The sequence below is a fragment of the Methylobacterium sp. AC832 genome, from assembly GCF_979256025.1.
On sequence record NZ_CEEDMV010000002.1, the window covers coordinates 515022 to 537344 of the forward strand.

The window sequence follows — 22323 nt, forward strand, 5'->3', positions numbered from 1 at the left end:
TGTCATCGCCGCGCCGCTCTCGCTAGAGTCCGGCCTCCATCGCAGGAACCCGCGCTCGCCCATGCCATCACCCCGCACCGCCGCGAAGCACATGGAACTCGGCACCGACTTCTACGACGTCGTGGCCGCCGCCGATTTCCCGAAGACGATCCTGCGCTATCGCAACCGGCCCTGGTCGGCGCGGGTGGGACTCGACGGTCTGTCCGACGAGTCGTGGATCGCGCATTTCGGCCGTTTCCAGCCGCTACCCGGCAGCCTGCCCCAGCCGCTGGCGCTGCGCTATCACGGCCACCAGTTCCGTTCGTACAACCCCGATCTCGGCGACGGGCGCGGCTTCCTGTTCGCGCAGCTTCACGACCTCGTGGATGGGCGTCTCCTCGATCTCGCGACGAAGGGCAGCGGCACCACGCCATGGTCGCGCACGGCCGATGGACGCCTGACCCTGAAGGGGGGCATGCGCGAGATTCTCGCCACCTCCATGCTCGAGGCCCTGGGCGTCAACACCTCGAAGACCTTCAGCCTGATCGAGACCGGCGAAGACTTGGAGCGCGGCGACGAGCCCTCCCCCGCCCGGTCCAGCGTCCTGGTGCGGCTGAGCCATTCCCATATCCGCATCGGCAGCTTCCAGCGCCTGCTCGCGCTGGACGAGCCGCACAACATCCAGAAACTCCTCGATTACACGGTGGGGACCTACCTGCCCGACGCGTGGCGGGAGGAGACCGGGCCCCGCGCCGTCGCCTTCCTGGAGGAGGTCTGCCGCAGGGTCGCCCGCACGGGCGCCCAGTGGATGGCGGCGGGCTTCGTCCATGGGGTGCTCAACACCGACAACATCAACGTCACCGGTGAAAGCTTCGATTACGGCCCGTGGCGCTTCGCGCCCGCCAGCGATCCGAGCTTCACCGCCGCCTATTTCGACGTTCAGGGGCTCTACAGTTTCGGCCGGCAGCCCGAGGCGCTGTTCTGGAACCTCAGCCGGCTCGCCGAATGCCTGATGCCGCTCGCCGACCGCGAAGCCCTCGAAGGCGCGCTTAAGGTCTTCGGGACGAGCCTTCAGGATGCCTTCGCCGAGGCGCTCCTGGCCCGGCTGGGCCTGGCAAAGCCGGCGGACGAGGCGGATTTGCACCGGTTCGTCGCCGCCTTCTGGGGCTTCCTGGCGAAGAGCCGGGCGCCGTTCGAGCAGACGTTCTTCGACTGGTATGGCGGGCTCGCCAGCACCGACCGCGCGGCGGCGAGTCCCTCCTCCGCCTTCTACGAGCGCGAGGATTTCGCCGCCGTCAGAACCAGCCTCGCTTCCCTGTCCCCGGTGGAGGGAATCCGGCTCGATCACCCGTATTTTGCGCGGCGCGAGCCCTGCACGATGCTGATCGAGGAGGTCGAGGCGCTGTGGGATCCGATTGCCGAGCGGGACGATTGGTCGGCGCTCCATGCCAAGCTCGATGCCATCGCCGAGATGGCGGATGCCTATGGTACGGCGCCCGCGCCGGCCGTCTGAGGCGACGCCCTGTTTCGGACACATGGCTGCGTAGGTTCGGGCGATGGCGGCGGTCGACGTCCGCCAGGACGGCACGATGACGGATATTCGGATCACGGCGGGCTCCTTCGGCGAGGGAGTGGCCACCTACGACAACGGCGTGTTTCGCTTTCCCAACGGCGATATCCGTGGCGTGGAGGATCTTTCCGATCTCGGCCTGCCGACCGAACCGGCGACGGAGCCGCATTGGAGCGGCGACATCGTGCGCGGTCTCCAAGGCGCGCTCGCCACGACGACCAAGGCCTTGCCGTCGCCCTTCGGTTTTGCGGCCTCCTTCGTGGGGCTCGGGCTCGATGTGCTCGAATCCTCGGCCACGACCACCGCGACCCTGCCGATCACGTTCACCGACGGCGCCAGCGCGACGATGGCCGCCGACAACGCCATCGCGACGATCCTTCTGCGCGACCGTGAGGTGGTGCGTCTCGCATTCGAACGGAGGGCTCCCACCCCGGCGGTCGAGCCTGCACCGGCCCCCGAGCCTGCGCCGGCGCCCGAGTTGGCGCCGATGGGCCCGGCATCGGATCCGGCCGACCCGACCCTGACCTCGATGTTCCAGTACGAGAAGCGCAAGGGTCGCCTGCGCCGCGTGGTGACCGAGAAGGCGCCTCAGGAGACGTGAGCAGGCGCTACCGCCCCGCACGTCGCTGACGCTCTCTCACCCACGTGGTCTCCGCGAGAGACGCAGGCCAGGGCTCTCCGCGCCTATCCGTCGATGACGCTCACATGCGCGGCGACGACCTTCCAGCCATCGGGAAAACGGATCCAGGTCTGGCTTTGCCGACCCACCTTGCCGGGCGATCCGTCGCGGCGGAACAGGGTCATCGCCACGGCCGTATCCCGCCCATAGGCCGTGATCACCGTATCGGACAGGGTCCGTTCCAGCCCGGCCGGCGAGCGCGCGCGGCGGAAGGCACGGATCGCGTCCATGCCGTAGAGGTTCTCGCCCCCGCCATAGCGGATGGTCCGGGGATCGTCGTGGAACAGGGCTTCCAGCGTCGCCACGTCGTTGCCGTTCAGCGCCTTTTCATAGGCCGCGAAGGCGGCCTCGACCTCGGCGATCACGTCGGCTGCGTCGATGTCCATCGGCTCGCTCACAGGATCGCATGCGGCGCGGAGACGACGCCGTTCCTCTCCAGGTGGCGCGCGACCCGGAGCGCCAGATCCTCGCGCCACGGAGCGGCGATGATCTGGACACCGAGGGGCAGGCCGTCATCGACCCGTACCGGCACCGCCACCACGGGCAGGCCGATGAACGAGATCGGCTGCGTGAAGACGCCGATATTCGCCCGCACCGGCAGGGACACCCCATCGAGCTCGAAGGTGACCTGACCCGATTTCGGAGCCCGGCACGGGGTCGAGGGTGCCAGGATGATGTCGACCTCGCGGAAGAGGTCGAGCATCGCCGCGCGGTACCAGCGGCGGAAGCGCTGCGCGCGCTCGACGAAGGGGGCCGGAATCATCGCTCCCGCGATGAGCCGGTCGCGCACGGCCGGGTCGAAATCGGCGGCGCGGGTCCGCAGGCGGTTGAGATGGAGGGCCGCACCCTCGGCGGCGGTGATGAGGTAGGCGGCGGCCCGCGCCCGTGCGGCTTCGGGGATCTCCACCCGGCGCTTGGCGCCCAGGGATGCGGCGAGGGTTTCCACCGCCACGAACGCCTCGTGGTCACCGCCACGCGCGAAGTATCCGCCCGCCACGGCGATCCGCAGGTCGCCGATGCCGTCATCGAGGCTCGGCATGGCGGGATCGGGCGCACGGGTGGTCGCCACCGGATCGTCCGGATCGGCCCCCTGCATGGCATCGTAGGACAAAGCGAGGTCGGTGACGCTGCGTGCCATCGGCCCGAGATGATCGAGGCTGCCGACGAAGGGGAAGCTTCCCGCCCGCGTCAGCCGGCCATAGGTGGGCTTCAGCCCGAAGCAGCCGCAGAAGGCGGCGGGGACGCGGATCGAGCCGTTGGTGTCCGAGCCGAGGGCCAGCGGGACGAGGCCCGCGCCGATCGCGCCGCCCGACCCCCCGGACGAGCCGCCGGACATGTGGCCGAGATCGTGCGGGTTGCGGGTCGCGCCGTCATGGACGTTCTCGCCCGTGAAATCATAGGCATACTCGCCCATGTTGAGGCCGCCGACGAGGATGGCCCCGGCCGCTTCGAGCCGCCTCACCAGGGCGCCGTCACGCTCGGCGGGGGCGAGATCGCGGTTGATCTTCGAGCCGGCCCGCGTCGGCAGGCCCGCGATGTCGATCAGGTTCTTCACCGCGAAGGGGACGCCCGCCAGCGGCCCCAGCGCCTCACCACGGTTCCGCGCCGTATCGATGGCATCGGCCCTGGCCAGCGCGCGCTCGGGCAGCACGTCGGTGAAGGCATTCACCGATGTGTCCACCCGGGCGATGCGCGCGAGCACGGCCTCGACCGTTTCGCGGGCGCCGATCACCCCGTCCCTCACGGACTCGGCGATCTTCGCCGCGTGCATGGTGCTTGGATCGTTCATCGTGTCGTTCGTCATTGCGTTCTGCTGCTCACGCTACGAAGACCGGAGCCGGCTCCGCCTCGTCGGGCAGGGGAAAGGCCGCGACGAGGCCGGCAGTGGCCTGAAGCACGGTGAGATTCGCCCCGATTGCCGCGATCCAGGCGGGGTCGAGGGGAATGCCCAGGAGCGAGGAGGCGGCGTCGATATAGGTGTCGAGCCCCCCCGGTGCGGGTTCGGTCTTCGGCATCTCGACCATGATCGTCTCCCTGTCTCTTCTATTCCGCTGGCAGTGCCGACGAGACCGGCATGAGCCGCTCTTCGGCGGTGGCGCGGGACGCTGCGTAGAGGAGCCCCGCCACCATGAGATAGGCAAGGGCCAGGCCGGGCTTCACCGCGATTCCGACCGCGGGGCCATGCATGAAGCCGAAAAAGGTCATCACCGCCCCGGCGCCCGAGAAAGCCGCCGCCTTGGCGAAATCGCGCTCGATGATGAACACCGCGATGGCACCGAGGATCAGCCCACCGAGGATCGCGCCCTCGCCGAGCACTTCGAGCCCGCCATAGAGCACGCCCACCTGTCCGAGCTTGTCGAGCCCCACCGCCGCCGCGCTGGTGCCGGCCGCGCCCAACGCGCCGTCCACGAGGGTCTTGGCCCAGGCGGCGAGATGCGGCGCGAAGGCGAGCACGATCGCGGGCGCATGGGAATGCGGCGTCTCCTGGAAGGCCTGCGCCCCGATGAGCATGCCGATGTAGAGGAGGATCGGCGCGATCGCGACCACGGGTACGAGGCTGGAGAGCAGCGACACGAGATTGAGCCAGCACAGGGCCAGGATCACCAGACCCGTGGCCACCGAATAGCCGATGCGCCCGCCCATCGCCTTCCAGCCGGGATGGCCGATATAGACCGCGTTGATGAAGGGGTTGCCCATCATGCAGCCGATCAGGCTGACGGCGCCGTCGGCCGTGAGGACGCGGGTGGTCGGATAGGCATCCCCGGCGACCTCGGCACTCTCGACATTGTCCATGGCCTCCACGAGATCGTAGATGCCGAACGGGATCGCGGTCACCAGGATCACGCCGAGGAACTCGAACCCGCCGAAGACGTGGCCGAAGGCCGGCAGGGGAATCGAGAAACCGATTCCCTGGATGGCGGCGAGGAAACCGGGACCGCTGACCCCGCCCATGTCGAGGCCGAACGGCTTGGCCCCCCAGGCCACCACCATCCCGAACAGGATGGCGACGAGGCCGGCGGGGATCCGGCCGGGATAGCGCAGGCCGCCGAACCAGGCGAGGAGGATGATGGCGAAGGCGACGACACCGATCACGGGTGTCGTGATCATCTCCAGGGCCGGACGCATGGCGATGAAGGTGACCGAGACGCCGGCCAGCGTGCCGAGGAGCGCGGCGCGCGGTGTGACCCGCCGGATGACGGGGGCGACGAAACCGCCGATCATTAGGATGAAGCTCTGGATGAAGACCCAGGCGAGGCCGGCCTCCCAGCCTTTCACCGGATCTCCGGTGGCGAGCTTGATCGGCAGCATGATGACGAAGACGACGATGAACATGTGCGGCACGCTGATGCCGGATGGCAGGGCGCAGACGTCGCTCCGGCCCGTCGCCTTCGCCAGGCGATAGGCCAGCCAGCCGTAATAGGCGGTGGAGAGGCACAGCATCAGCCCGATGGCCGGCAGGATGCGCCCGAATGTGATGGCATCGGGCATGCCGAGGACGAAGCGCAGCAGGCCGGTGAGGACCAGGAGGTTCACCAGGATGTTGGTGCCGAAGCCGAAGAAGGCGTTCCAATCCCCCGGCACCCAGAGGCTGGGACGGAAGACGCCGCCGATCCCGCTTGTCGTTCCGCCCGAAGCCGATCCCGCTGCCATGGTCCACCCTCCCCGTCCCGCCGCCATCAGCCCGTCCCGGCGATCGTCATCCGGGTGTGGCGAGGGCCGTCAGGACGGCCTCCGACGACGAGACCCAGCCGAAGATGCCGCCCTGCGCCTTGATCATCTCCAGGCCGATGCGGTGGAATTCCGGGAAGTAGGAGGCGCAGCAATCCGCGAGCGCGACGCAGCGATAGCCCCGGTCGTTGCCTTCACGGATCGTCGTATGCACACAGACTTCCGTGGTGACGCCGCAGACGAGCAAGGTGGCAATGCCACGCTCGGCCAGAACCGCCCCCAGTTCGGTCGCGTAGAAGGCCCCCTTGCCGGGCTTGTCGATCACGATCTCACCCGCCGACGGCGCGAGATCCGGCACGATGTCGTGTCCGGGCTCGCCGCGGATGAGGATGCGTCCCATCGGGCCGGGGGCGCCGATCCGCGCCGTCGGCTCACCCCGTTCGAGCTTGGCCGGCGGTGCGTCCGACAGGTCGGGCAGGTGACCTTCCCGTGTATGCACGACCAGCATCCCGGTGCGGCGTGCCGCGGCGAGGACGGACCGGCAGGGCGCGACGGCGGCCAGCAGGAGCGAGACGTCGTTGCCCAGGGTTTCGCCGAACCCACCGGGCTCCAGGAAGTCCCGCTGCATGTCGATGATGACGAGCGCGGTGGTGGCGGGATCGAAGGCGAGATCGGCGGGCTCCGCGCTGAGCGTGACACTCATGACCTGCACACCCGATCGTCCGATGCCGCGTTTCCGAATCCCGGCGGCGGTGCCGATTCGGTCGCGATGTCGTTGCGATCATGTATGCACGGTAGCTCCGGCACACGCCCAAATGATGCGCGATCCTGCGTCGTTGCGCGCCAGGTTGTGGAATCCTTGCGCTGGCTCAGCGGTTCGAGCGCTCCGGCCTGCCGATCCCCGCTTCCGGTTCGACGGCGGAGCGGCGGTCGTCATCGCGTTCGTGAGCGGCTTCGCGCTCCCGCGCCGGCTCGGCATCCACGCTCTCGAAGACGTCCTCGACGATGCTCATATGGATCAGCATCGCGGCATTGGCCGCCGCCGCGTCGCGCCCCAGCACCGCGCGAACGACGGCGCCATGCTCCGCATGCGATCGATGGAGCCGGCCGGGGGCCTTGAACTGCGCCTTGCGGTAAGGTGTCAGCCTTCTGCGAAGGGAGACCGCGATCTCCTCGACGACGCTGTTATGGGCTCCGGCATAGAGGAGGCCGTGAAACTCCTGGTTGGCGGCCATGTAGCCCGCCCTGTCATCCGCATCCGCCAGCCGGGCCATGCCGTCATGCAGGGACCGGAGCTGGCTCCGCTCCTTGGGCGTCATGCTCAGTGTCGCGAGCCTCGCGCAGGTGGCTTCGATCTCCCCCATGGCGATGAACAGCATGTCGAGTTCGTCGAGCGCCATCCTGCGCACCATGGCGCCCGCGCGCGGACGCAGGTCGATCAGTCCCGTCCCGCTCAAGAGGCGCAGGGCGTCGCGGACGGGAGTTCGCGACACGCCGAAGCGCTTGGCGAGGACCTGCTCGTCGAGATGAAGGCCCGGTGGGAAAACGCCGGCCAGGATGTCGTTCGCGATCTGGTCCGCCAGGTGTTCGGCGCGGGTCTGTGATGCAGGCACCGGTCTCTCGATGAAGCGGGGGACGAAGACGACCCGAAGGGACGCGGTCGTACCCTAGCGCAGTTTCTCGTGCCGTGAATGCAGGGTGTTGCGAGAAGCAGACTTATCGAGACCGGCGTGGTGCTGCAACATTCCCGAGGACGACCACTATAGCCGTCGATTCGGGAGACCATGCCTTCCGGGTCGCGCTTGAAAGTACCGGAATTTTTACATTGTTTTTAACGATGCCAGTTGGGTTGGGCCTCATGATCTGCAATGACTTGCCGGCGAAGAGGAATTGTTAAACTATCAAGTTCGAATCGATCTATGTGTATTGACTGCCGGTCGGACGGTGAACCCCTGTATTTGTTGTCGTCTCGTGCCCTCGGCGCTTCTGTTGCATATTTGCACATATCGGGTCGCCAATTCGCACATCCTCTCCGGCTCGCGTGTCCTGGCATATGGGTTGCAGCCTTCGATCCCCATGAGCGCGATGCTCGGAAGAGGGATTGAACATGTCGGGCATCCCGAAAGCGCTGATGGCGGCCGTGGTCTCGTTGCTGGTGACGGGGCCCGTTTTCGCCGCCGACCTCGTGAAGGCTCCCGCTCCCGCACCGCTCCCCGATGCGCCCGGATCGTTCTTCCTCTTCTCGGATACGCAGTTCAGCTACCGTTATCAGTTTCCGTCGTCCGAGCCCGGCGTGCAGGTCCAGAATTCCGACGGCTCGTTCAGCACGCGCGGTATCCCGAAGCACATCTACAATATCTCGCATGCCAATGCCTGGGCCTACGGCACCAACTTCTTCACGCTGGACATCCTGAAATCCGCCTCGCAGGACCCTGGCGGCACCACCAACGCGCCCGGAGGCTTCGCGCAATATGATTATGGCGCCACGGAAGCCTACGGCCTCTATCGCGGTACGCTCAGCCTCAATGCGCTCACCGGCACGAAGGCCTTCGCGGTGCCGGGCATCATCAAGGACATTTCCCTGTCCTATGGTTTCGACGCCAATGCCAAGAACACGGCCTTCGGCCCGCGCAAGCGCGACGTGGTCGGCGGGCTGAACTTCGCCTTCGACGTGCCGGCCGGGTTCATCAACGCGTCCGTCCATGCCTACAAGGAGTGGAACCGCAACGGCTTCAATACCTACCCCAACCGCGATGTCAGCTTCGACACGGTCCCCGAATTCGAAATCGTCTACAGCCTGCCCCTGAGCTTCACCGGCCTGCCGCTCAGCATCGCGGGCTTCAACAACATCGTGCTGCCCAAGGGGCGCGGCGTCACCGACGTGACCGCGTTCGCCTTCAACGCGAAGACCGGTCTCGAATTCCTCTCCCGCACCAATCTCGTCCTCGACCTCGGCAAGCTCGTCTACGACACACCCAACAAGGTCGATGTCTTCATCGGCTTTCAGTACTGGCTGAACAAGTTCGGCGCTCAGGAAACGGCGACGTTCAAGGGCACGGAGGAGAAGAGCTTCCTCGCCGGCGTCTCGTTCCACGTCTTCTGAAGCAAGGTTTTCCTAGGAACGCGCCGGTCGGAAAGGTTCGCGTCCGGCGGGGAGCGCTTCTGGAAGGACGCGTCCGTCCACCTTACACCAAGGCGTGACGAGGCCGGGGCAACGCTCCGTCCTTCCTCCGGCGAAGGGACTGACGGGCACGATGGCAGAAGCGGGCACACCGAGGCGGGTCTGGATCCGCAATCCGCTGGCGATCCTCGCGGAGGATGCGGGCGGGGGCATCGTCGTCGAGGGAACGCGGATCGTCGAGCGGATCGCGGCGGGAGCGCAGCCTTCGCGAGCCGTGGACGAGACCTTCGACGCGAGCCGCCACGTCGTCATTCCCGGGCTCGTGAACACGCATCACCATTTCTTCCAGACGCTGACGCGCGCCCATCCCGTCGCGCTGAACAAGCCGTTGTTCCCGTGGCTGCAGGCCCTCTACACGGTGTGGGACAAGATCACCCCCGACGCGTTCCGCCTCGCGACCCGGCTCGCCTATACCGAGCTCCTGCTCTCAGGCTGCACCACGGCGGGCGACCACCACTACCTCTTTCCCAAGGGCCTCGAATCCGCCGTCGACATCCAGGTCGAGGAAGCGGGCCCGATCGGCATCCGCGCCTTCGTCACCCGTGGCTCCATGAGCCTGTCGGTGCGCGACGGCGGCCTGCCGCCCGAATGCCTGACGCAGGACGACGATACGATCCTGGCCGATAGCGAGCGGGTGCTGCGTCTGTTCCACGATCCGAAGCCGGGGGCGATGGTGCAGATCGGGCTGGCGCCCTGCTCGCCCTTCAGCGTGACGAAGCGCGTGATGCGCGAGAGCGCGGCGCTCGCCGAGCGCTACGATTGCCGCCTGCACACCCATCTCGGCGAGACCCTGGACGAGAACGCATACTGTCTCGACGTCTTCGGCCAGCGCCCGGTGGATTACATCGAGGAGATTGGCTGGATGCAGAGCCGGACCTGGCTCGCCCACGGCATCCATTTCAACGACGAGGAGGTGGTCCGTCTCGGCAGGGCCGGCGTCGGCGTGTGCCATTGCCCGACCTCGAACATGACGCTCGCCTCCGGCCAGTGCCGGACCTGCGAGCTGGAGGCCGCCGGCTCTCCGGTGGGGCTCGGCGTCGACGGATCGGCCTCGAACGACAATTCCAACCTGATGGAAGGCGTCCGGCACGCCCTGATGCTCAACCGGCTGACCTACGGCGCTGAGCGCATCACCCATCTCGACGCCCTGCGCTGGGCGACGGAGGGCTCGGCCGCCTGCCTCGGCCGAAGGGATATCGGCCGGATCGAGGAGGGCCGCGAGGCCGATCTCGCCCTGTTCACCCTCGACGAACTCCGCTTTTCCGGCGCCCACGACCCGCTGGCGGCATTGGTCCTGTGCGGCGCCCACAGGGCCGACCGGGTCATGGCGGCGGGGAGCTGGCGGGTGGTGGACGGCCAGCCGCTGGGCATCGAGACCGGGCAGCTGCGCGAGGCCCATACCCGCCTTGCTCATGCGCTGCGGAGCGGATCGTGACGGCGGCCGCGGGCAGGAAGGCGGGCGGGTTGCGTGCTCGCCCGATCCTGCGCCGCGGCCCGCAATGGCGGCGTGGTCCGATGGCCTCGCCATGGAATCGGGGAACCCAGCCCTCATGACGGATGCGACCCCGAGCCCGGCTCCCGCCACCCCCGCTCCTGCTACCCCGGCTCCCGCTCCCCCGGCTCTTGCCGGCCAGATTGGCGCGACGCCGCTATTCGGTGCCTACGGCATCGTCAAGCGCTTCGGCGACTTCACGGCCAATGACGGCGTCGACCTCGAAATCCGCGCCGGGGAGATCCATGCCCTGCTCGGCGAGAACGGCGCCGGCAAGTCGACGCTCATGAAGATCCTCTACGGGCTTCTGGAACCCACCGAAGGGGTCGTGACTCATCGCGGCGACATCGTGAAGCTCGCCAACCCCGAAGCCGCGCGGGCGCTCGGCATCGGCATGGTGTTCCAGCACTTCTCCCTCTGCGAGAACCTGACCGTGGCGGAGAACATCGCCCTGGTGATGCCGCCCGACATGAGCCCGAAGGCGCTCAGGGAAAAGATGTCCACGGTGGGCGCCACCTACGGCCTGCATCTCGATCCGCATCGCCCGGTCTGGTCGCTCTCGGCCGGCGAGCGCCAGCGTATCGAGATCATCCGCTGCCTGCTGCAGGACCCGCGCCTCGTCATCCTCGACGAGCCGACATCGGTGCTGACGCCGGGTGAGGCGGAAGGCCTGTTCACGGTGCTGGAGCGACTGCGCGACGAGGGCCGGGCGCTGCTCTACATCTCGCACCGCCTCGACGAGGTGCGACGGCTCTGCTCCCGCGCCACCATCCTGCGTGGCGGCAAGGTCGTGGGCGCCTGCGACCCGCGCCAGGAGAGCGCCCGGTCGCTGGCGGCGATGATGGTGGGCGTCCAGGTCGGCGAGGTGAAGCCGCCCTCCGGCATGCCCCTCGGGGCGCCCCGGCTCGTCCTCTCCAATCTCTCGCTGGCGACGTCGGGCCTGCACGGCACGGCGCTGAGCGACATCTCGCTCACGGTCTCGGGCGGGGAGATCGTCGGCATCGCGGGCATCGCCGGCAACGGGCAGGCCGAGTTGTTCGATGCGCTGTCCGGCGAGGCTTCGGCACCCGAGGCCGGCATGGTGACGCTCGACGGCGTTCCGGCCGGGCGCCTCGGCATCACCGAGCGACGCCGCCACGGGGCCTGCTTCGTGCCGGAGGAGCGCAACGGCCACGCGGCCGCTCCGACCCTGAGCCTCTCCGACAACGCCCTCCTCTCGCGCCACGCCACCGCCGGCCTCAGCCGCTTCGGCTTCCTCCGCAACGCCGCGGCCAAGGCCTTGGCGCAACGCGTGATCGCCGCCTTCGACGTGCGCAAGGCCGGGCCGGATCCTGCCGCAGGCACGCTCTCCGGCGGCAACCTGCAGAAATTCCTGATGGGGCGGGAAATCATGGCCGAGCCGGGCATCCTCGTCGTCAACCAGCCGACCTGGGGCGTCGATGCGCTCGCCGCGGCGCATATCCGGCAGGCCCTGCTCGATCTCGCCGGGCGCGGGGCCGCCCTGCTGGTCATCAGCCAGGACCTCGACGAGCTGTTCGAGATCGCGGGCCGCATCGCGGTCCTGCATGACGGGACGCTGTCGCGGGCGGTGCCCGCGAGCGAGACGAGCCGCGAGGCGGTGGGGTTGCTGATGGGGGGCGGAGGCATCGAATCGACGCCGTCATCCTCGGCGATGGAGGCGATGGCCCATGCGCATTGACCTGTCGCCGCGCACCAACCGCTCCCCCCTCATGGACGGCCTCGCGCCGATTCTGGCCTTCGTCGTCGCCGTCGCCATCGGCGGCATCGTGGTCGCTGCCATGGGCCGTTCGCCGGCCGCCGCCTTCGTCACCTATTTCGTCGCGCCGTTGAGCGAGGTGTGGTCCCTGCAGGAGGTGGCGCTGAAGGCGGCGCCCCTCGCCCTCATCGCCATCGGCCTCGCCTTCTGCTTCCGCGCCAATGTCTGGAATATCGGCGCCGAGGGTCAGTTCGTCGTCGGTGGCCTGTTCGGCGGCTGGATCGCGGTGGCGACCCACGGGGCGGAGGGGAACACCCTCTGGATCTTGCCGCTGATGCTCGCCGTGGGCACGCTGGCCGGCATCGCCTATGCGCTGATCCCGGCTTTGCTCAAGGTCTGGCTCGGCGTCTCCGAGATCCTGACGAGCCTGATGCTGGTCTATGTCGCCGAATTGCTGCTCGACTACATGGCGCGTGGACCCTTGCGCGACCCGGCGGGCTACAACTTTCCCCAGAGCGTCACCTTCGACGACGCGGCCCGCCTCCCCTACCTGATGGAGGGCGACACGCTCCATGCCGGCGTCCTCATCGCCCTGGCGGCGGTGATCGTCGCCGCCATCGTGTTGGCGCGGACCTTGTTCGGCTTCGAGGTCCGGGTGGTGGGGGCGAGCCCGCGCGCCGCCCGTTTCGCCGGGTTCAGCGATGTCCGCCTGACGCTCGCGGTCTTCGCGGTCTCGGGCGGTGCGGCGGGGCTCGCCGGGATCGCCGAGGTGGCGGGCAAGATCGGCCAGCTTCAGCCGTCGATCTCGCCGGGCTACGGTTTCACCGCCATCATCGTCGCCTTCCTGGGACGGCTCTCCCCGGTGGGAATCCTGGTGGCGGCCCTGGTGATCGCGCTCACGACCATCGGCGGTGAGGGCGCGCAGATCGACCTCAAGCTGCCCCTCGACCTCACACGCGCCTTCCAGGGATTGCTGCTCGCCCTCGTGCTCGGGGCGGACGCCCTATCGCGCTACCGCGTCCGTTTCGTGCCGGGGACGGCGACGTGACGGGCGTGACACCCCTGTCGGCCCGGCTCGCGCGCATGATCCGTCCGTGCGGTCCTCGGCGAGAGACGGCCCGCAAGGCGGCTGGACGGACGGCGCGTCGAAGGAAGCTCGCACCATGACTCTCGACGTCCTGCAGATGGTGCTCGTCACCATCGTCGCCGCCGCGACGCCTCTGATGATCGCGGCGCTCGGCGAACTCGTGGTCGAGCGGTCCGGCGTGCTCAATCTCGGCGTCGAGGGCATGATGGTGCTCGGCGCCGCCACGGGCTTCGCGGTGGCCGTGGAGACGGGCTCGACATTGGCCGGAGCGGTGGCGGGGGCGGGCGCCGGCCTCGCTCTGTCGGCCCTGTTCGGAATCCTCACCGTGGTGCTCGCCGCCAACCAGATCGCCTCCGGGCTCGCCATGACGATCCTCGGCCTCGGCCTCTCGGGACTGGTCGGCGCCTCCTATGTCGGCATGAAGCGGGAATCGGCGCCGCATCTCGCCATTCCCGGCCTCACCGACCTTCCCGGCATCGGCCGGCTGTTCTTCGGGCAGGATGCGTTCGTCTATGCCGGCTTCGCCCTCGTCGCCGGAATCGCATGGTTCCTGTGGCGGACCAGGGCCGGTCTCGCGCTCCGCGCCATCGGCGACGACCACACCTCCACCCACGCGCTCGGCCTCAAGGTGCGCAAGGTCCGGTTTCTCGCGGTGCTGTTCGGGGGCGCATGCGCCGGTCTCGCCGGCGCCTATCTCTCCCTCGCCTACACGCCGTTCTGGGCTCCGGCCATGACCGCCGGCCGCGGCTGGATCGCCCTCGCCCTCGTCGTCTTCGCCTCCTGGCGCCCGCTACGGGTGATGGCCGGCGCGATGCTGTTCGGCGGCGCCACGGTGCTGCAGCTTCACGCGCAGGCAGCGGGTCTCGGGCTGCCCGGCCAGGCCCTCTCGGCCCTGCCCTATCTCGCCACCATCCTGGCCCTCGTCTTGCTCTCCCTGGGGCGACGACAGGGCGGCTCGGTGGCCCCGGCCTCGCTCGGCCGCGTGTTCACGCCGTTCCGCTGAACGGCGCTTTTCGAAGAGGACGACGGTGATATGGGGATGATCAAGGGGGTCGCCGTCGCTGTGGCGCTCGCGCTGGGGCTCGGTGCGGCCCAGGCGCAGGAGAAGCCGGCGGGCAAGCTGAAGGTCGGCTTCATCTATGTCGGGCCGGTGGCCGATTTCGGCTACTCGTTTCAGCACGACCAGAGCCGCAAGGCGTTGCTGGCGGCGATGCCGGACAAGGTCGAGACGAGCTTCCTCGAGAACGTGCCCGAAGCGGACAGCGAACGCTCCATCGAAAGCCTGGCGCGCTCGGGCCATCAGCTGATCTTCACCACCTCCTTCGGCTTCATGGAGCCCACCCTGAAGGTGGCCAAGAAATTCCCGAAGGTGAAGTTCGAGCACGCTACCGGCTACAAGCGCTCGGCCAACGTCTCGACCTATTCGGCGCGGTTCTACGAGGGCCGCTACATCTGCGGCGAGATCGCCGGCAGGCTCTCCAAGACCGGCACGGTGGGCTACATCGCCTCGTTCCCGATCCCGGAGGTCGTGAGCGGCATCAACGCCTTCATGCTCGGCGCGCAATCGGTGAACCCCAACATCAAGCTCAAGATCGTCTGGGTGAACACCTGGTTCGATCCGGGCAAGGAGGCCGAGGCGGCCAAGGCCTTGCTGGCGCAGGGCGCCGACATCCTGTCCCAGCACACCGATTCCGCCGCTCCGCTGCAGGAGGCGGAGAAGCAGGGCAAGTTCGCCTTCGGCCAGTCCTCAGACCAGATGCGCTTCGCCCCGAAGGCTCAGCTCACCTCCATCGTCGACGATTGGGATGGCTACGTGATCGGCGAGGCCAAGGCCGTTCTCGACGGCACCTGGAAGAGCCACGACACCTGGGGCGGGATCAAGGAGGGCATGGTGGTGCTGGCGCCCTTCGCCAACATGCCCGACGACGTGAAGGCCAAGGCCGAGGCCTCCAAGAAGGCGATCGCCGACGGTACGCTCCATCCCTTCAAGGGGCCGGTCCTGAAACAGGATGGCAGCGTCGCCGTGAAGGAGGGCGAGACCGCCCCCGACCCGATGATCCTCGGCATGAACTGGTATGTGAAGGGCATCGACGACAAGCTGCCGAACTGACCCCGTCGCACCTGTAGCATCGATCCATTCCGGCCCGAAGAACCGGCCGTCGCACCTCAGGTGACGGCCGGTTTTTTCGTGCCTGGGGCGACGGAAGCTCTGTGGCCGATTCCTTTTCCGGACGCAGTCGCCGGACGAGGCCGGAACCCCGGACCCCGGCGACGCACCTCTTGCCTTATATTCTCGATGCATCTAACTAAGATGCATCGAGAATATAAGGCTATCCCGTGACCGAAGCCGAATTCCTGGCGGAGTATGATCCCGCCGCCTACGAGCGCCCTGCCCTCGCCGTCGATCTCGTCCTGCTGGGCCTGCGCGCGGGCCGGCTCGCGGCGCTGCTGCTGAAGCGGGACCAGCTTCCGCATGCCGGCCGCTGGGCGCTGCCCGGCGGCTTCGTCGGCATCGACCAGACCCTCGATGCGGCGGCCCTGCATGTCCTGCAGGAGAAGGCCGGCATCGCCAGGGCGCATCTGGAGCAGCTCTACACATTCGGCGCCCTCGACCGCGATCCGCGGATGCGGATCATCAGCGTCGCCTATCTGGCTCTTCTGCCGGAGGCTGACTTCGCCGAGGCGCTGGAGCGCTCGGCGGCCCTCATGCCGGCCACCATCGCGGTGCCGTGGCAGGGCGAGACGGGCGGAGAGGTGACGGCCCTGTCGCCGAAGGGAGAGACGCTTCCCCTCGCCTTCGACCATGCCGCCATCCTGGCCATGGCGATCCTGCGGTTGCGCGGCAAGCTCGACTATTCGGATGTGGGCTTCGCCCTCCTGCCCGAGCACTTCACCCTGCGCCAGTTGCAGGACGTGCACGAGGCGGTGCTCGGCACCACGCTCAACAAGCCGGCTTTCCGACGCAGAATGCTCGACCGGGGCTGGCTGGCGCCGACCGGATCGCGTGAGGCCGGAACGTCGTTCCGGCCGGCCGAACTCTACCGATTTCAACCATCTCGCTGAACGCACAGGAGGATTTCCATGGCGACGATTCGCAATATCGGCCTGGTCGCGCAGCTGAGGAGCGAGGCGAGCAGCCACGTCATCCGCTACCGCAAGGGACGCATCCGGCAGAGCGGCCGGGGCCTCGTGTTCTGGTTCCGCCCCGAGACGTCGAGCATCGCCGAAGTGCCGATGGACGACCGCGAGATGACGTTGTTCGTGCGGGCGCGCAGCCAGGATTTCCAGGCCGTCGCCGTGCAGGGGACGATCGGCTGGCACGTGGTCGATCCCGAGCGGTTGGCGAACCGCATCGATTTCTCCATCGGCCTTCGCAACGGAAAGCTCCAGGGTGAGCCGATCGAGAAGATCGAGGCCCGCATCGCCGGCATCGCCAGTCAGGCGGTGCTGCAATATCTCGGTGGCAAGCCGGTGCGCGCCATCCTGGATGCCGGCCCCGAGCCCCTGCGCGGAGGATTGGAGACCGTTCTGGCGGGGGACCAGTCCCTGGCCGAGATCGGCGTCTCGGCGGTGTCGGTGCGGCTCACCAACCTCGCGCCGACGAGCGAGCTCGAACGCGCCCTGCAGACCCCGACCTTCGAAGCGCTTCAGCAGAAGGCCGACGAGGCGACCTTCTCCCGTCGGGCGCTGGCCGTGGAGAAGGAGCGCGCCATCGCCGAGAACGAACTCGCCACGCGCACGGAACTGGCGCGTCGGGAAAAGCTCCTCATCTCCGAGGAGGCGGAGAACGCGCGAAGCCGCGCCGCCGGTCTCGCCGAGGCGCAAGGCGTCGAGGCGATGGCGGAAGCGGAGCGCATCCGCCTCGTCGAGGGGGCCAGGGTCCTGGCCGAGGCGCAGCGCGTCGCGATCTACCGCGACCTGCCGCCCGCGGTTCTGCTCGGCCTCGCCGCGCAGGAACTGGCGGGCAAGCTCGACACGATCGAGCATGTCAGCGTGACGCCCGACCTCCTCGCCGCCGTGATGGGCGAGTTTCACAAGCCCCGTCCGATGGTGGGGGCGCGCTAGGCATGGCCGCCCTCACCCACCGCGCGGTCTTCGTCATCCGCGAGACCGATTACGAGGCCCTGATCGCCCGGCACGCCACGAGCGGTCAGGCGCGCTTCTTCCTCGAGAGTCGCGGGCAGAGGCTGGAGGACGTGGTGGAGCGCCACGAGCGTTTCCACGCCGTGCTCGCCCGTGCGCGGGCCTCGGTTCCCGACGAGTGGCGCCAAGCCCTGGTCCGGCGGGCCGATCTCGACCGTTTCCTGTTCGCCCCCGACGACGTGATCGTCGCCGTGGGGCAGGATGGGCTGGTGGCGAATGTGGCGAAGTATCTCGGAGCGCAGCCCGTCATCGGCATCAACCCGGCGCCGGACCTCTATGACGGTATCCTCGCCCGCATCGCCGTCGAGCGGTTGGGCGCTCTCCTCCCCGCCAGCGTGAACGGTGCGGCGACGATCGAGCGTCGCACCATGGTCCGGGCAATCCTCGACCATGGCGAGACGCTGTTTGCCCTCAACGAGATCTTCGTCGGGCATCGCAGCCACCAATCCGCACGCTACCGGATCGAGACGGCGGACGAGGCCGAGGATCATTCCTCCAGCGGGCTCATCGTGGCCTCCGGGACCGGGATCACCGGATGGGCCCGCTCCATCGCCGAGGCGACGCATCTCACCATCCCGCTCGGAACCGAGGAGGCGGCGGTGGGCTATTGGGTGCGCGAGCCCTTCCCCAGCGTCGCCAGCACCACGCGGCTGCGCGCCGGCAAGCTGAAAGACGCCGGGCTCCTCATCACCTCGCGGATGAACGACGGCGGCGTCGTGTTCGCGGACGGTATCGAGCAGGATTTCCTGCCATTCGGATGGGGTTCCCAGGTCAGGCTCTCGCCGGCCGACCGCACCCTCAATCTCGCCGTCGGTTAGATAGTCACGGGGTTCCTGTTCCAGACTCAGCCGTGATTTTATTTCGTCACAAGATCAGTAGCCGTTGCCGCCATGATAGCCGTCATAGCCTATAGCCGGCGCGAAGCCATGTGACGCCGTCGATGGGCCGCCCCAGCTATAGCTTTGTCCCATCGGGTAGATGAGACTTTCGCTCAGAGGATGGGGCGCGACAGGAGAGCTTGACCGTAATGACTTTTGCGGAGGTTGTTCAGGATTGGCGCGCTTCCTGAAGATCGAGAGGACAGATGATACGCGACGCATGCATGCCTCCGACTTAAACTTGGAAGCAAGAAACAAGTTCGCGTCAATACCGTTCCTTCATCCGCCGATTATTCGATTATGGTCGTCGTTCGTGTTCGCGACAGGAACCTGCGGCGTTTCTACATGCCGCAGGCCATTCCGAAACATTGGTCGTCCCATCGCCCGCTACGAGCTTGCGAGCATGCTCGTCGATTGGACGATGACGACCACCAGCGTGACGAGGGCCGCGACGGCCACGGCATAGGTGATGGCCTTGGTGAACTTGGTCATGGATCCGATCCGTTTCTCTGTGTTTTTCGTGTCGCACGTCCCTGACGCCACTCTCACCGGGCAAGACGGGGCACGCGCTGTCGTCTTACGTGTCAGTCTTCGGCGTCGTCGGAGGAGCGGCCACGCGACCGCTCATAAGTCGCGATGGCGCTCGAGCATCCTTCCGAAAGGTTCGGGCGATTGCGCTTGAAGCAGGCTTTCACTTCAGGGCCGCCGGGCTTCATTCCCGCGCACAGTCGCAGGTAATCGCCGCCGCAGCTCGCCCGCATGGCCTCCATTTCGGGGCCCTCCTGCGCCGCGGATGGCTGGGTCATGGCTAGCGCTCCGACGAGAGCGAGACCCGTCAGGGCTAAGATACGGATGGTCATGCTGCGATCTTCATAGGGGACAGGGCCGGATGGGCGACCCACGCAAGCGTTGCTCGCGTGGGTCGTTGTTGCCTCAACGAGACGGCTGATTGGTGGCGGGTTGGCCGGGCGCCACGGCCGGCGGAGCGGCGAGCTGCTGGCGGGTCTCGGCGAGCTTCGCCTGGGCGGCGCTCAGATCCTGCCGGGCGGAGGCCAGGCGCTCGTCGATGGAGGCGGCCTCCTTGTTGCGGGTGGCCAGGGTCTCGGTGAGCGTGGCCAGCTCTCCCTGCGCATCGGTCTGGCGCTTGCGGAGGGCATCGAGGGCAGTGGCGCCGGCATCGCGGTCGGCGGAGAGCTTCTGCAACGCCTGCTCGGCCTGACCACGCTCGGACACGACGCGGTCGCGTTGCGCCTGGACCTCGGCGAGGTCGTTGCGGACCGTCGCCAGGGCCTCGCGCGCCTGCTGGGCGTCGCGGTTGGCGAGACCGATCTCGGAGGTGAGCTTGTCCTTGTTGGCGCTCAATTCGGCGACGGCCTGATCGATCTCCGTGCGCTGCTTGGTGGCCTGCTCGGTCGCTGCCCGCGCGTCGGCCAGATCCTTCTGCGCGGCGGCGGCGGCCTCGCGGGCATTCTGCTGGCGCTCCTCGGCCTTGGCGAGGTCGGTCGTCTTGGCCGTCGCCTCCTGCGTCATGGTCGCGAGATCGGCGCGGAGCTTGGCCTCCTGCACGCGGGCGTCCTCGAGACGGCGACCGACCTCGGCGAGATCCCGGGCGCGGTCCACCGCCGATGTCTCCGCGGTGGTGATGGCCTCGCGCAACGGCGTCAGCTTCCCCTCGGCCTGCGTGACCTGGCTCTGCAGCTCGGTGAGCTTGCGGGCCTCTGCCTCGGCCGTCTTCTTTGCCTCGGCCGCCTTGGCCTCAGCCGCCTGCTGCTCCTGCGTCAGGGCCGCGGCGCGCGACGTCGCCTGCTCGGCGGCCTGGCTCGCCTGCTGGCCCTGCTGCTGGGCGGTGGCGATCTTGGCCTGGAGCGCATTCAGGGTTCCGGCGGTCGAGACCTGCCGCTCCAGATCGGCGCGGAGCGCAATCTGCTGGCTCTGCAGATCCTCGATCCGATGGTCCCGGGCGCTGCGCTGGCGTGCGCCCGCGATAGAGGCGACGATGAGCCAGACCAGCAGGATCGCGGCCACGACAGCGAGGCTGAAGGGCAAGGGTCGGCGGAGTTCCGAGCGGTAGTCGATGGCCATGAGGGTCTCGCGGTGTCGGGGAAGGCGGTGGATCGAACCCCGGCGCGGCATCGCCCGGCGTCGTATGCGGCCGGCGCAGTCATGCGCCGGCCGCATCGTGGCTTCGTGTCGGGCAGGTCTGGCCTGCGAGTATGGCCTTAAGCCGGTTTGCGGCCGTCGGCGGCGTAGCGGTCGATGGCCGAGGGCAGCTCGCGCGAGAGGCGGGACAGGAGCGCGGCGCGGCTCAGCCCGGTCTGCTGGGTGAGGTGGTCGAGGGTGTCCGTGCCGATGGCACGTTCCAGATCCGCCTCGGGAATGTCGCGGTTGGCGCCCTGGTTGACCCAGGACGTGGCGGTCTCGCCATGACCGCCCTTGGTGAAGTGATCGACGAGTTCACTCAGGCCGCTGGCGATCAGCCCGCCCACGCCGGCCGTGCCGAGGCCGCCCAGAAGACTTCCGAGGCCGCCCGTGGAGCCGGTGTTCGCGCTGGTGTTGGGAATCGGCGGGACGGTGCCGTGGTTCGGGCTCAGTGACGGAGCCGACGGGGCGTCGTGCCCCTTCAGCAGTTCGGCGAGCTTGTCGCGGTTCTGGTAGCCGGCCACGGCCAACAGGCCCAGCAGCGCGGTCATCGAGGGATAGCCCTTGCTCATCTGTCGTCCTTGTCGGTGGGGAGTGGGGGGCGGAAGGCCGCCCGCGGAAATCCGGCCCGGCATGGGAGCCGAGCCGGCGTTGAAAGGAGTGCCGCGGGAGCCGGGGCGGAGCGACGCCGGCATTTTCCGGGCGTGTCCTGGCCCCATCGATGGATCAGGGGCAGGTGTGACGGTCGCCGTCGTTGCCGAGATAGGTTCCGCTGGCCGCGTCGTAAGAGCGGAAACGGCGGGCGCAGGCTGCGACGGCCTCGGCCGGGACCCCACGCGGGGCGGCCTGGGCCTGCGAGTTGGCGATGGCACCGCCGATGATGGCCCCCGCCGCAAGGCCTGCCACGCCTGCGCCGACGGCGGCGCCCACGCCGGGACCACGGCGGTAGCCGTAGCCACGACGATGGCCGTAGCCCCGGCCGTATCCACGCCCGCCACGCCAGCCGTGCCGATGGCCGAAGCGACGGTGCTGCACGTACCCGGTCGGCAGGTCACCACGGACCAGCGCACCGATCGGAGAGACGGTGGCCGGGGAGGCCTGGGCCGGAAGCCCGATCAGGGTTGCGGCCAAGGTGGCGGCGAGGGCGAAGGTCAGTTTCATCGTGAGGTGGTCTCCTGACGTACGATGGGGAAATGCCGAAACCGGATCAGTAGCCCCGACGGTTCGGCGGGGCGGCGGACCGGCCGCCGAAGCGGCGGCTGACATAGGCGATGACCTTCGGAAGCAGGAAGGCAGTCAGGAGCTTGCGGATCATGGGATGGTCTCCGAGGACGAGGGATCAACGCTTGGAACGGGACAGCCATCCGACCGCGAAAGCGACGGCGGCGAGGCCGAACACGGCGGAGGCTCGGTTGTTGTCGGCGTAGCGAACGGCCTGCCGGCCGTAGGTCGTGCCGCGCTTGCGGGCGTGACGCGCGAGGTCGCGCCCATCGGCAATGAGGTGTCCGGCCCGATCTCGCGCCTCGTCGACAAGGTGACGTCCGTCCTCGACGAGATTTCCGGCGCGATCCCGGATCTCATGGGCGATGTCTCGGCCATCCTGGGCCAAATCCTCGGCCCGGCCACGGGCCCGGCCGTAGGCGTATTGCGCACCGCCGGCCACCTGATTGACGGCGCCGCGCACCTGACGGGCGGGATCACCGGTGATTCCGCCGAGCGCGGTCTGGGCGCGGCCCGTGAGGTGGCGGGACGCGCCGCGGAACTGGTCGCCGTTCATGAGATACTCCCA

At 68.3% G+C, this 22323-nt stretch carries 22 protein-coding genes; 11 read left to right on the top strand and 11 right to left on the bottom strand.

The window, feature by feature from the left end; translation table 11 throughout:
• Positions 1-61 precede the first annotated feature (61 nt).
• Together AC0IXR_RS09590 and AC0IXR_RS09595 are read left to right on the top strand one after the other, a co-directional pair.
• Positions 62-1492 (top strand): protein adenylyltransferase SelO, encoded by a 1431-nt coding sequence (locus tag AC0IXR_RS09590; RefSeq protein ID WP_471760546.1) that lies wholly within the window; start codon positions 62-64, stop codon positions 1490-1492.
• Between the two features lie 43 nt (positions 1493-1535).
• On the top strand, positions 1536-2150 hold the full coding sequence (locus AC0IXR_RS09595; protein ID WP_471760547.1) for a hypothetical protein: 615 nt from the start codon (positions 1536-1538) through the stop codon (positions 2148-2150).
• 83 nt (positions 2151-2233) lie between these two features.
• On the opposite strand, the gene hpxZ is transcribed toward AC0IXR_RS09595, so the two are convergent.
• From hpxZ to AC0IXR_RS09625, 6 genes are all read right to left on the bottom strand, one after another.
• Positions 2234-2614 (bottom strand): oxalurate catabolism protein HpxZ, encoded by a 381-nt coding sequence (gene hpxZ, locus AC0IXR_RS09600; protein WP_471760548.1) that lies wholly within the window; start codon positions 2612-2614, stop codon positions 2234-2236.
• 8 nt (positions 2615-2622) lie between these two features.
• The gene (locus AC0IXR_RS09605; protein ID WP_471760549.1) at positions 2623-4017 is read right to left on the bottom strand and encodes an AtzE family amidohydrolase; all 1395 of its coding nucleotides are present in this window, start codon (positions 4015-4017) and stop codon (positions 2623-2625) included.
• Positions 4018-4045: 28 nt separating this feature from the next.
• Positions 4046-4252: a DUF4089 domain-containing protein gene (locus AC0IXR_RS09610; RefSeq protein ID WP_419953794.1), complete on the bottom strand. Its 207-nt coding sequence runs from the start codon at positions 4250-4252 to the stop codon at positions 4046-4048.
• 19 nt (positions 4253-4271) lie between these two features.
• Positions 4272-5879 (bottom strand): regulator, encoded by a 1608-nt coding sequence (locus AC0IXR_RS09615; protein ID WP_471760550.1) that lies wholly within the window; start codon positions 5877-5879, stop codon positions 4272-4274.
• A 46-nt stretch (positions 5880-5925) separates the two neighbouring features.
• A complete protein-coding gene (locus AC0IXR_RS09620) occupies positions 5926-6600 on the bottom strand; it encodes a cysteine hydrolase family protein (protein WP_461223051.1) in 675 nt (224 codons plus the stop codon).
• Positions 6601-6766: 166 nt separating this feature from the next.
• Positions 6767-7510: a GntR family transcriptional regulator gene (locus tag AC0IXR_RS09625; protein ID WP_471760551.1), complete on the bottom strand. Its 744-nt coding sequence runs from the start codon at positions 7508-7510 to the stop codon at positions 6767-6769.
• Positions 7511-8004: 494 nt separating this feature from the next.
• On the opposite strand from AC0IXR_RS09625, the gene AC0IXR_RS09630 reads away from it, so the two are divergent.
• The 9 genes from AC0IXR_RS09630 (at position 8005) to AC0IXR_RS09670 (ending at position 18335) form a co-directional block, all read left to right on the top strand.
• Positions 8005-9000 carry a hypothetical protein gene (locus AC0IXR_RS09630; RefSeq protein WP_471760552.1) on the top strand — a complete coding sequence of 332 codons (996 nt, stop codon included), beginning with the start codon at positions 8005-8007 and terminating at the stop codon, positions 8998-9000.
• Between the two features lie 151 nt (positions 9001-9151).
• Complete coding sequence (locus tag AC0IXR_RS09635; protein ID WP_471760553.1) at positions 9152-10513, top strand: 8-oxoguanine deaminase; 1362 nt, start codon at positions 9152-9154, stop codon at positions 10511-10513.
• A gap of 115 nt (positions 10514-10628) precedes the next feature.
• Positions 10629-12269 carry an ABC transporter ATP-binding protein gene (locus AC0IXR_RS09640; protein WP_471760554.1) on the top strand — a complete coding sequence of 547 codons (1641 nt, stop codon included), beginning with the start codon at positions 10629-10631 and terminating at the stop codon, positions 12267-12269.
• Positions 12259-13335: an ABC transporter permease gene (locus AC0IXR_RS09645; protein WP_471760555.1), complete on the top strand. Its 1077-nt coding sequence runs from the start codon at positions 12259-12261 to the stop codon at positions 13333-13335. Before AC0IXR_RS09640 ends, AC0IXR_RS09645 begins: the two co-directional genes overlap by 11 nt.
• A gap of 115 nt (positions 13336-13450) precedes the next feature.
• Positions 13451-14377, top strand: coding sequence for an ABC transporter permease (locus AC0IXR_RS09650; protein ID WP_056425047.1), 927 nt, complete (start codon positions 13451-13453; stop codon positions 14375-14377).
• 36 nt (positions 14378-14413) lie between these two features.
• Positions 14414-15484: a BMP family ABC transporter substrate-binding protein gene (locus AC0IXR_RS09655; RefSeq protein ID WP_311273914.1), complete on the top strand. Its 1071-nt coding sequence runs from the start codon at positions 14414-14416 to the stop codon at positions 15482-15484.
• A 227-nt stretch (positions 15485-15711) separates the two neighbouring features.
• Positions 15712-16437 (top strand): NUDIX hydrolase, encoded by a 726-nt coding sequence (locus AC0IXR_RS09660; protein ID WP_471760556.1) that lies wholly within the window; start codon positions 15712-15714, stop codon positions 16435-16437.
• Between the two features lie 18 nt (positions 16438-16455).
• Positions 16456-17439, top strand: a complete 984-nt coding sequence (locus AC0IXR_RS09665; protein WP_471760557.1) for an SPFH domain-containing protein — start codon at positions 16456-16458, stop codon at positions 17437-17439.
• Between the two features lie 2 nt (positions 17440-17441).
• Positions 17442-18335, top strand: a complete 894-nt coding sequence (locus AC0IXR_RS09670) for an NAD(+)/NADH kinase (RefSeq protein ID WP_471760558.1) — start codon at positions 17442-17444, stop codon at positions 18333-18335.
• Positions 18336-18979: 644 nt separating this feature from the next.
• Here AC0IXR_RS09670 and AC0IXR_RS09675 read toward each other — a convergent pair.
• The 5 genes from AC0IXR_RS09675 to AC0IXR_RS09695 form a co-directional block, all read right to left on the bottom strand.
• Positions 18980-19201, bottom strand: coding sequence for a hypothetical protein (locus AC0IXR_RS09675; RefSeq protein ID WP_471760559.1), 222 nt, complete (start codon positions 19199-19201; stop codon positions 18980-18982).
• Between the two features lie 127 nt (positions 19202-19328).
• Positions 19329-20477, bottom strand: coding sequence for a chromosome partitioning protein ParA (locus AC0IXR_RS09680; RefSeq protein WP_471760560.1), 1149 nt, complete (start codon positions 20475-20477; stop codon positions 19329-19331).
• Positions 20478-20614: 137 nt separating this feature from the next.
• Positions 20615-21106 carry a YidB family protein gene (locus AC0IXR_RS09685; protein ID WP_056425030.1) on the bottom strand — a complete coding sequence of 164 codons (492 nt, stop codon included), beginning with the start codon at positions 21104-21106 and terminating at the stop codon, positions 20615-20617.
• A 154-nt stretch (positions 21107-21260) separates the two neighbouring features.
• Positions 21261-21695 carry a BA14K family protein gene (locus AC0IXR_RS09690; RefSeq protein WP_471760561.1) on the bottom strand — a complete coding sequence of 145 codons (435 nt, stop codon included), beginning with the start codon at positions 21693-21695 and terminating at the stop codon, positions 21261-21263.
• 178 nt (positions 21696-21873) lie between these two features.
• Positions 21874-22311: a CsbD family protein gene (locus AC0IXR_RS09695; RefSeq protein ID WP_207411830.1), complete on the bottom strand. Its 438-nt coding sequence runs from the start codon at positions 22309-22311 to the stop codon at positions 21874-21876.
• Between the last annotated feature and the right edge of the window lie 12 nt (positions 22312-22323).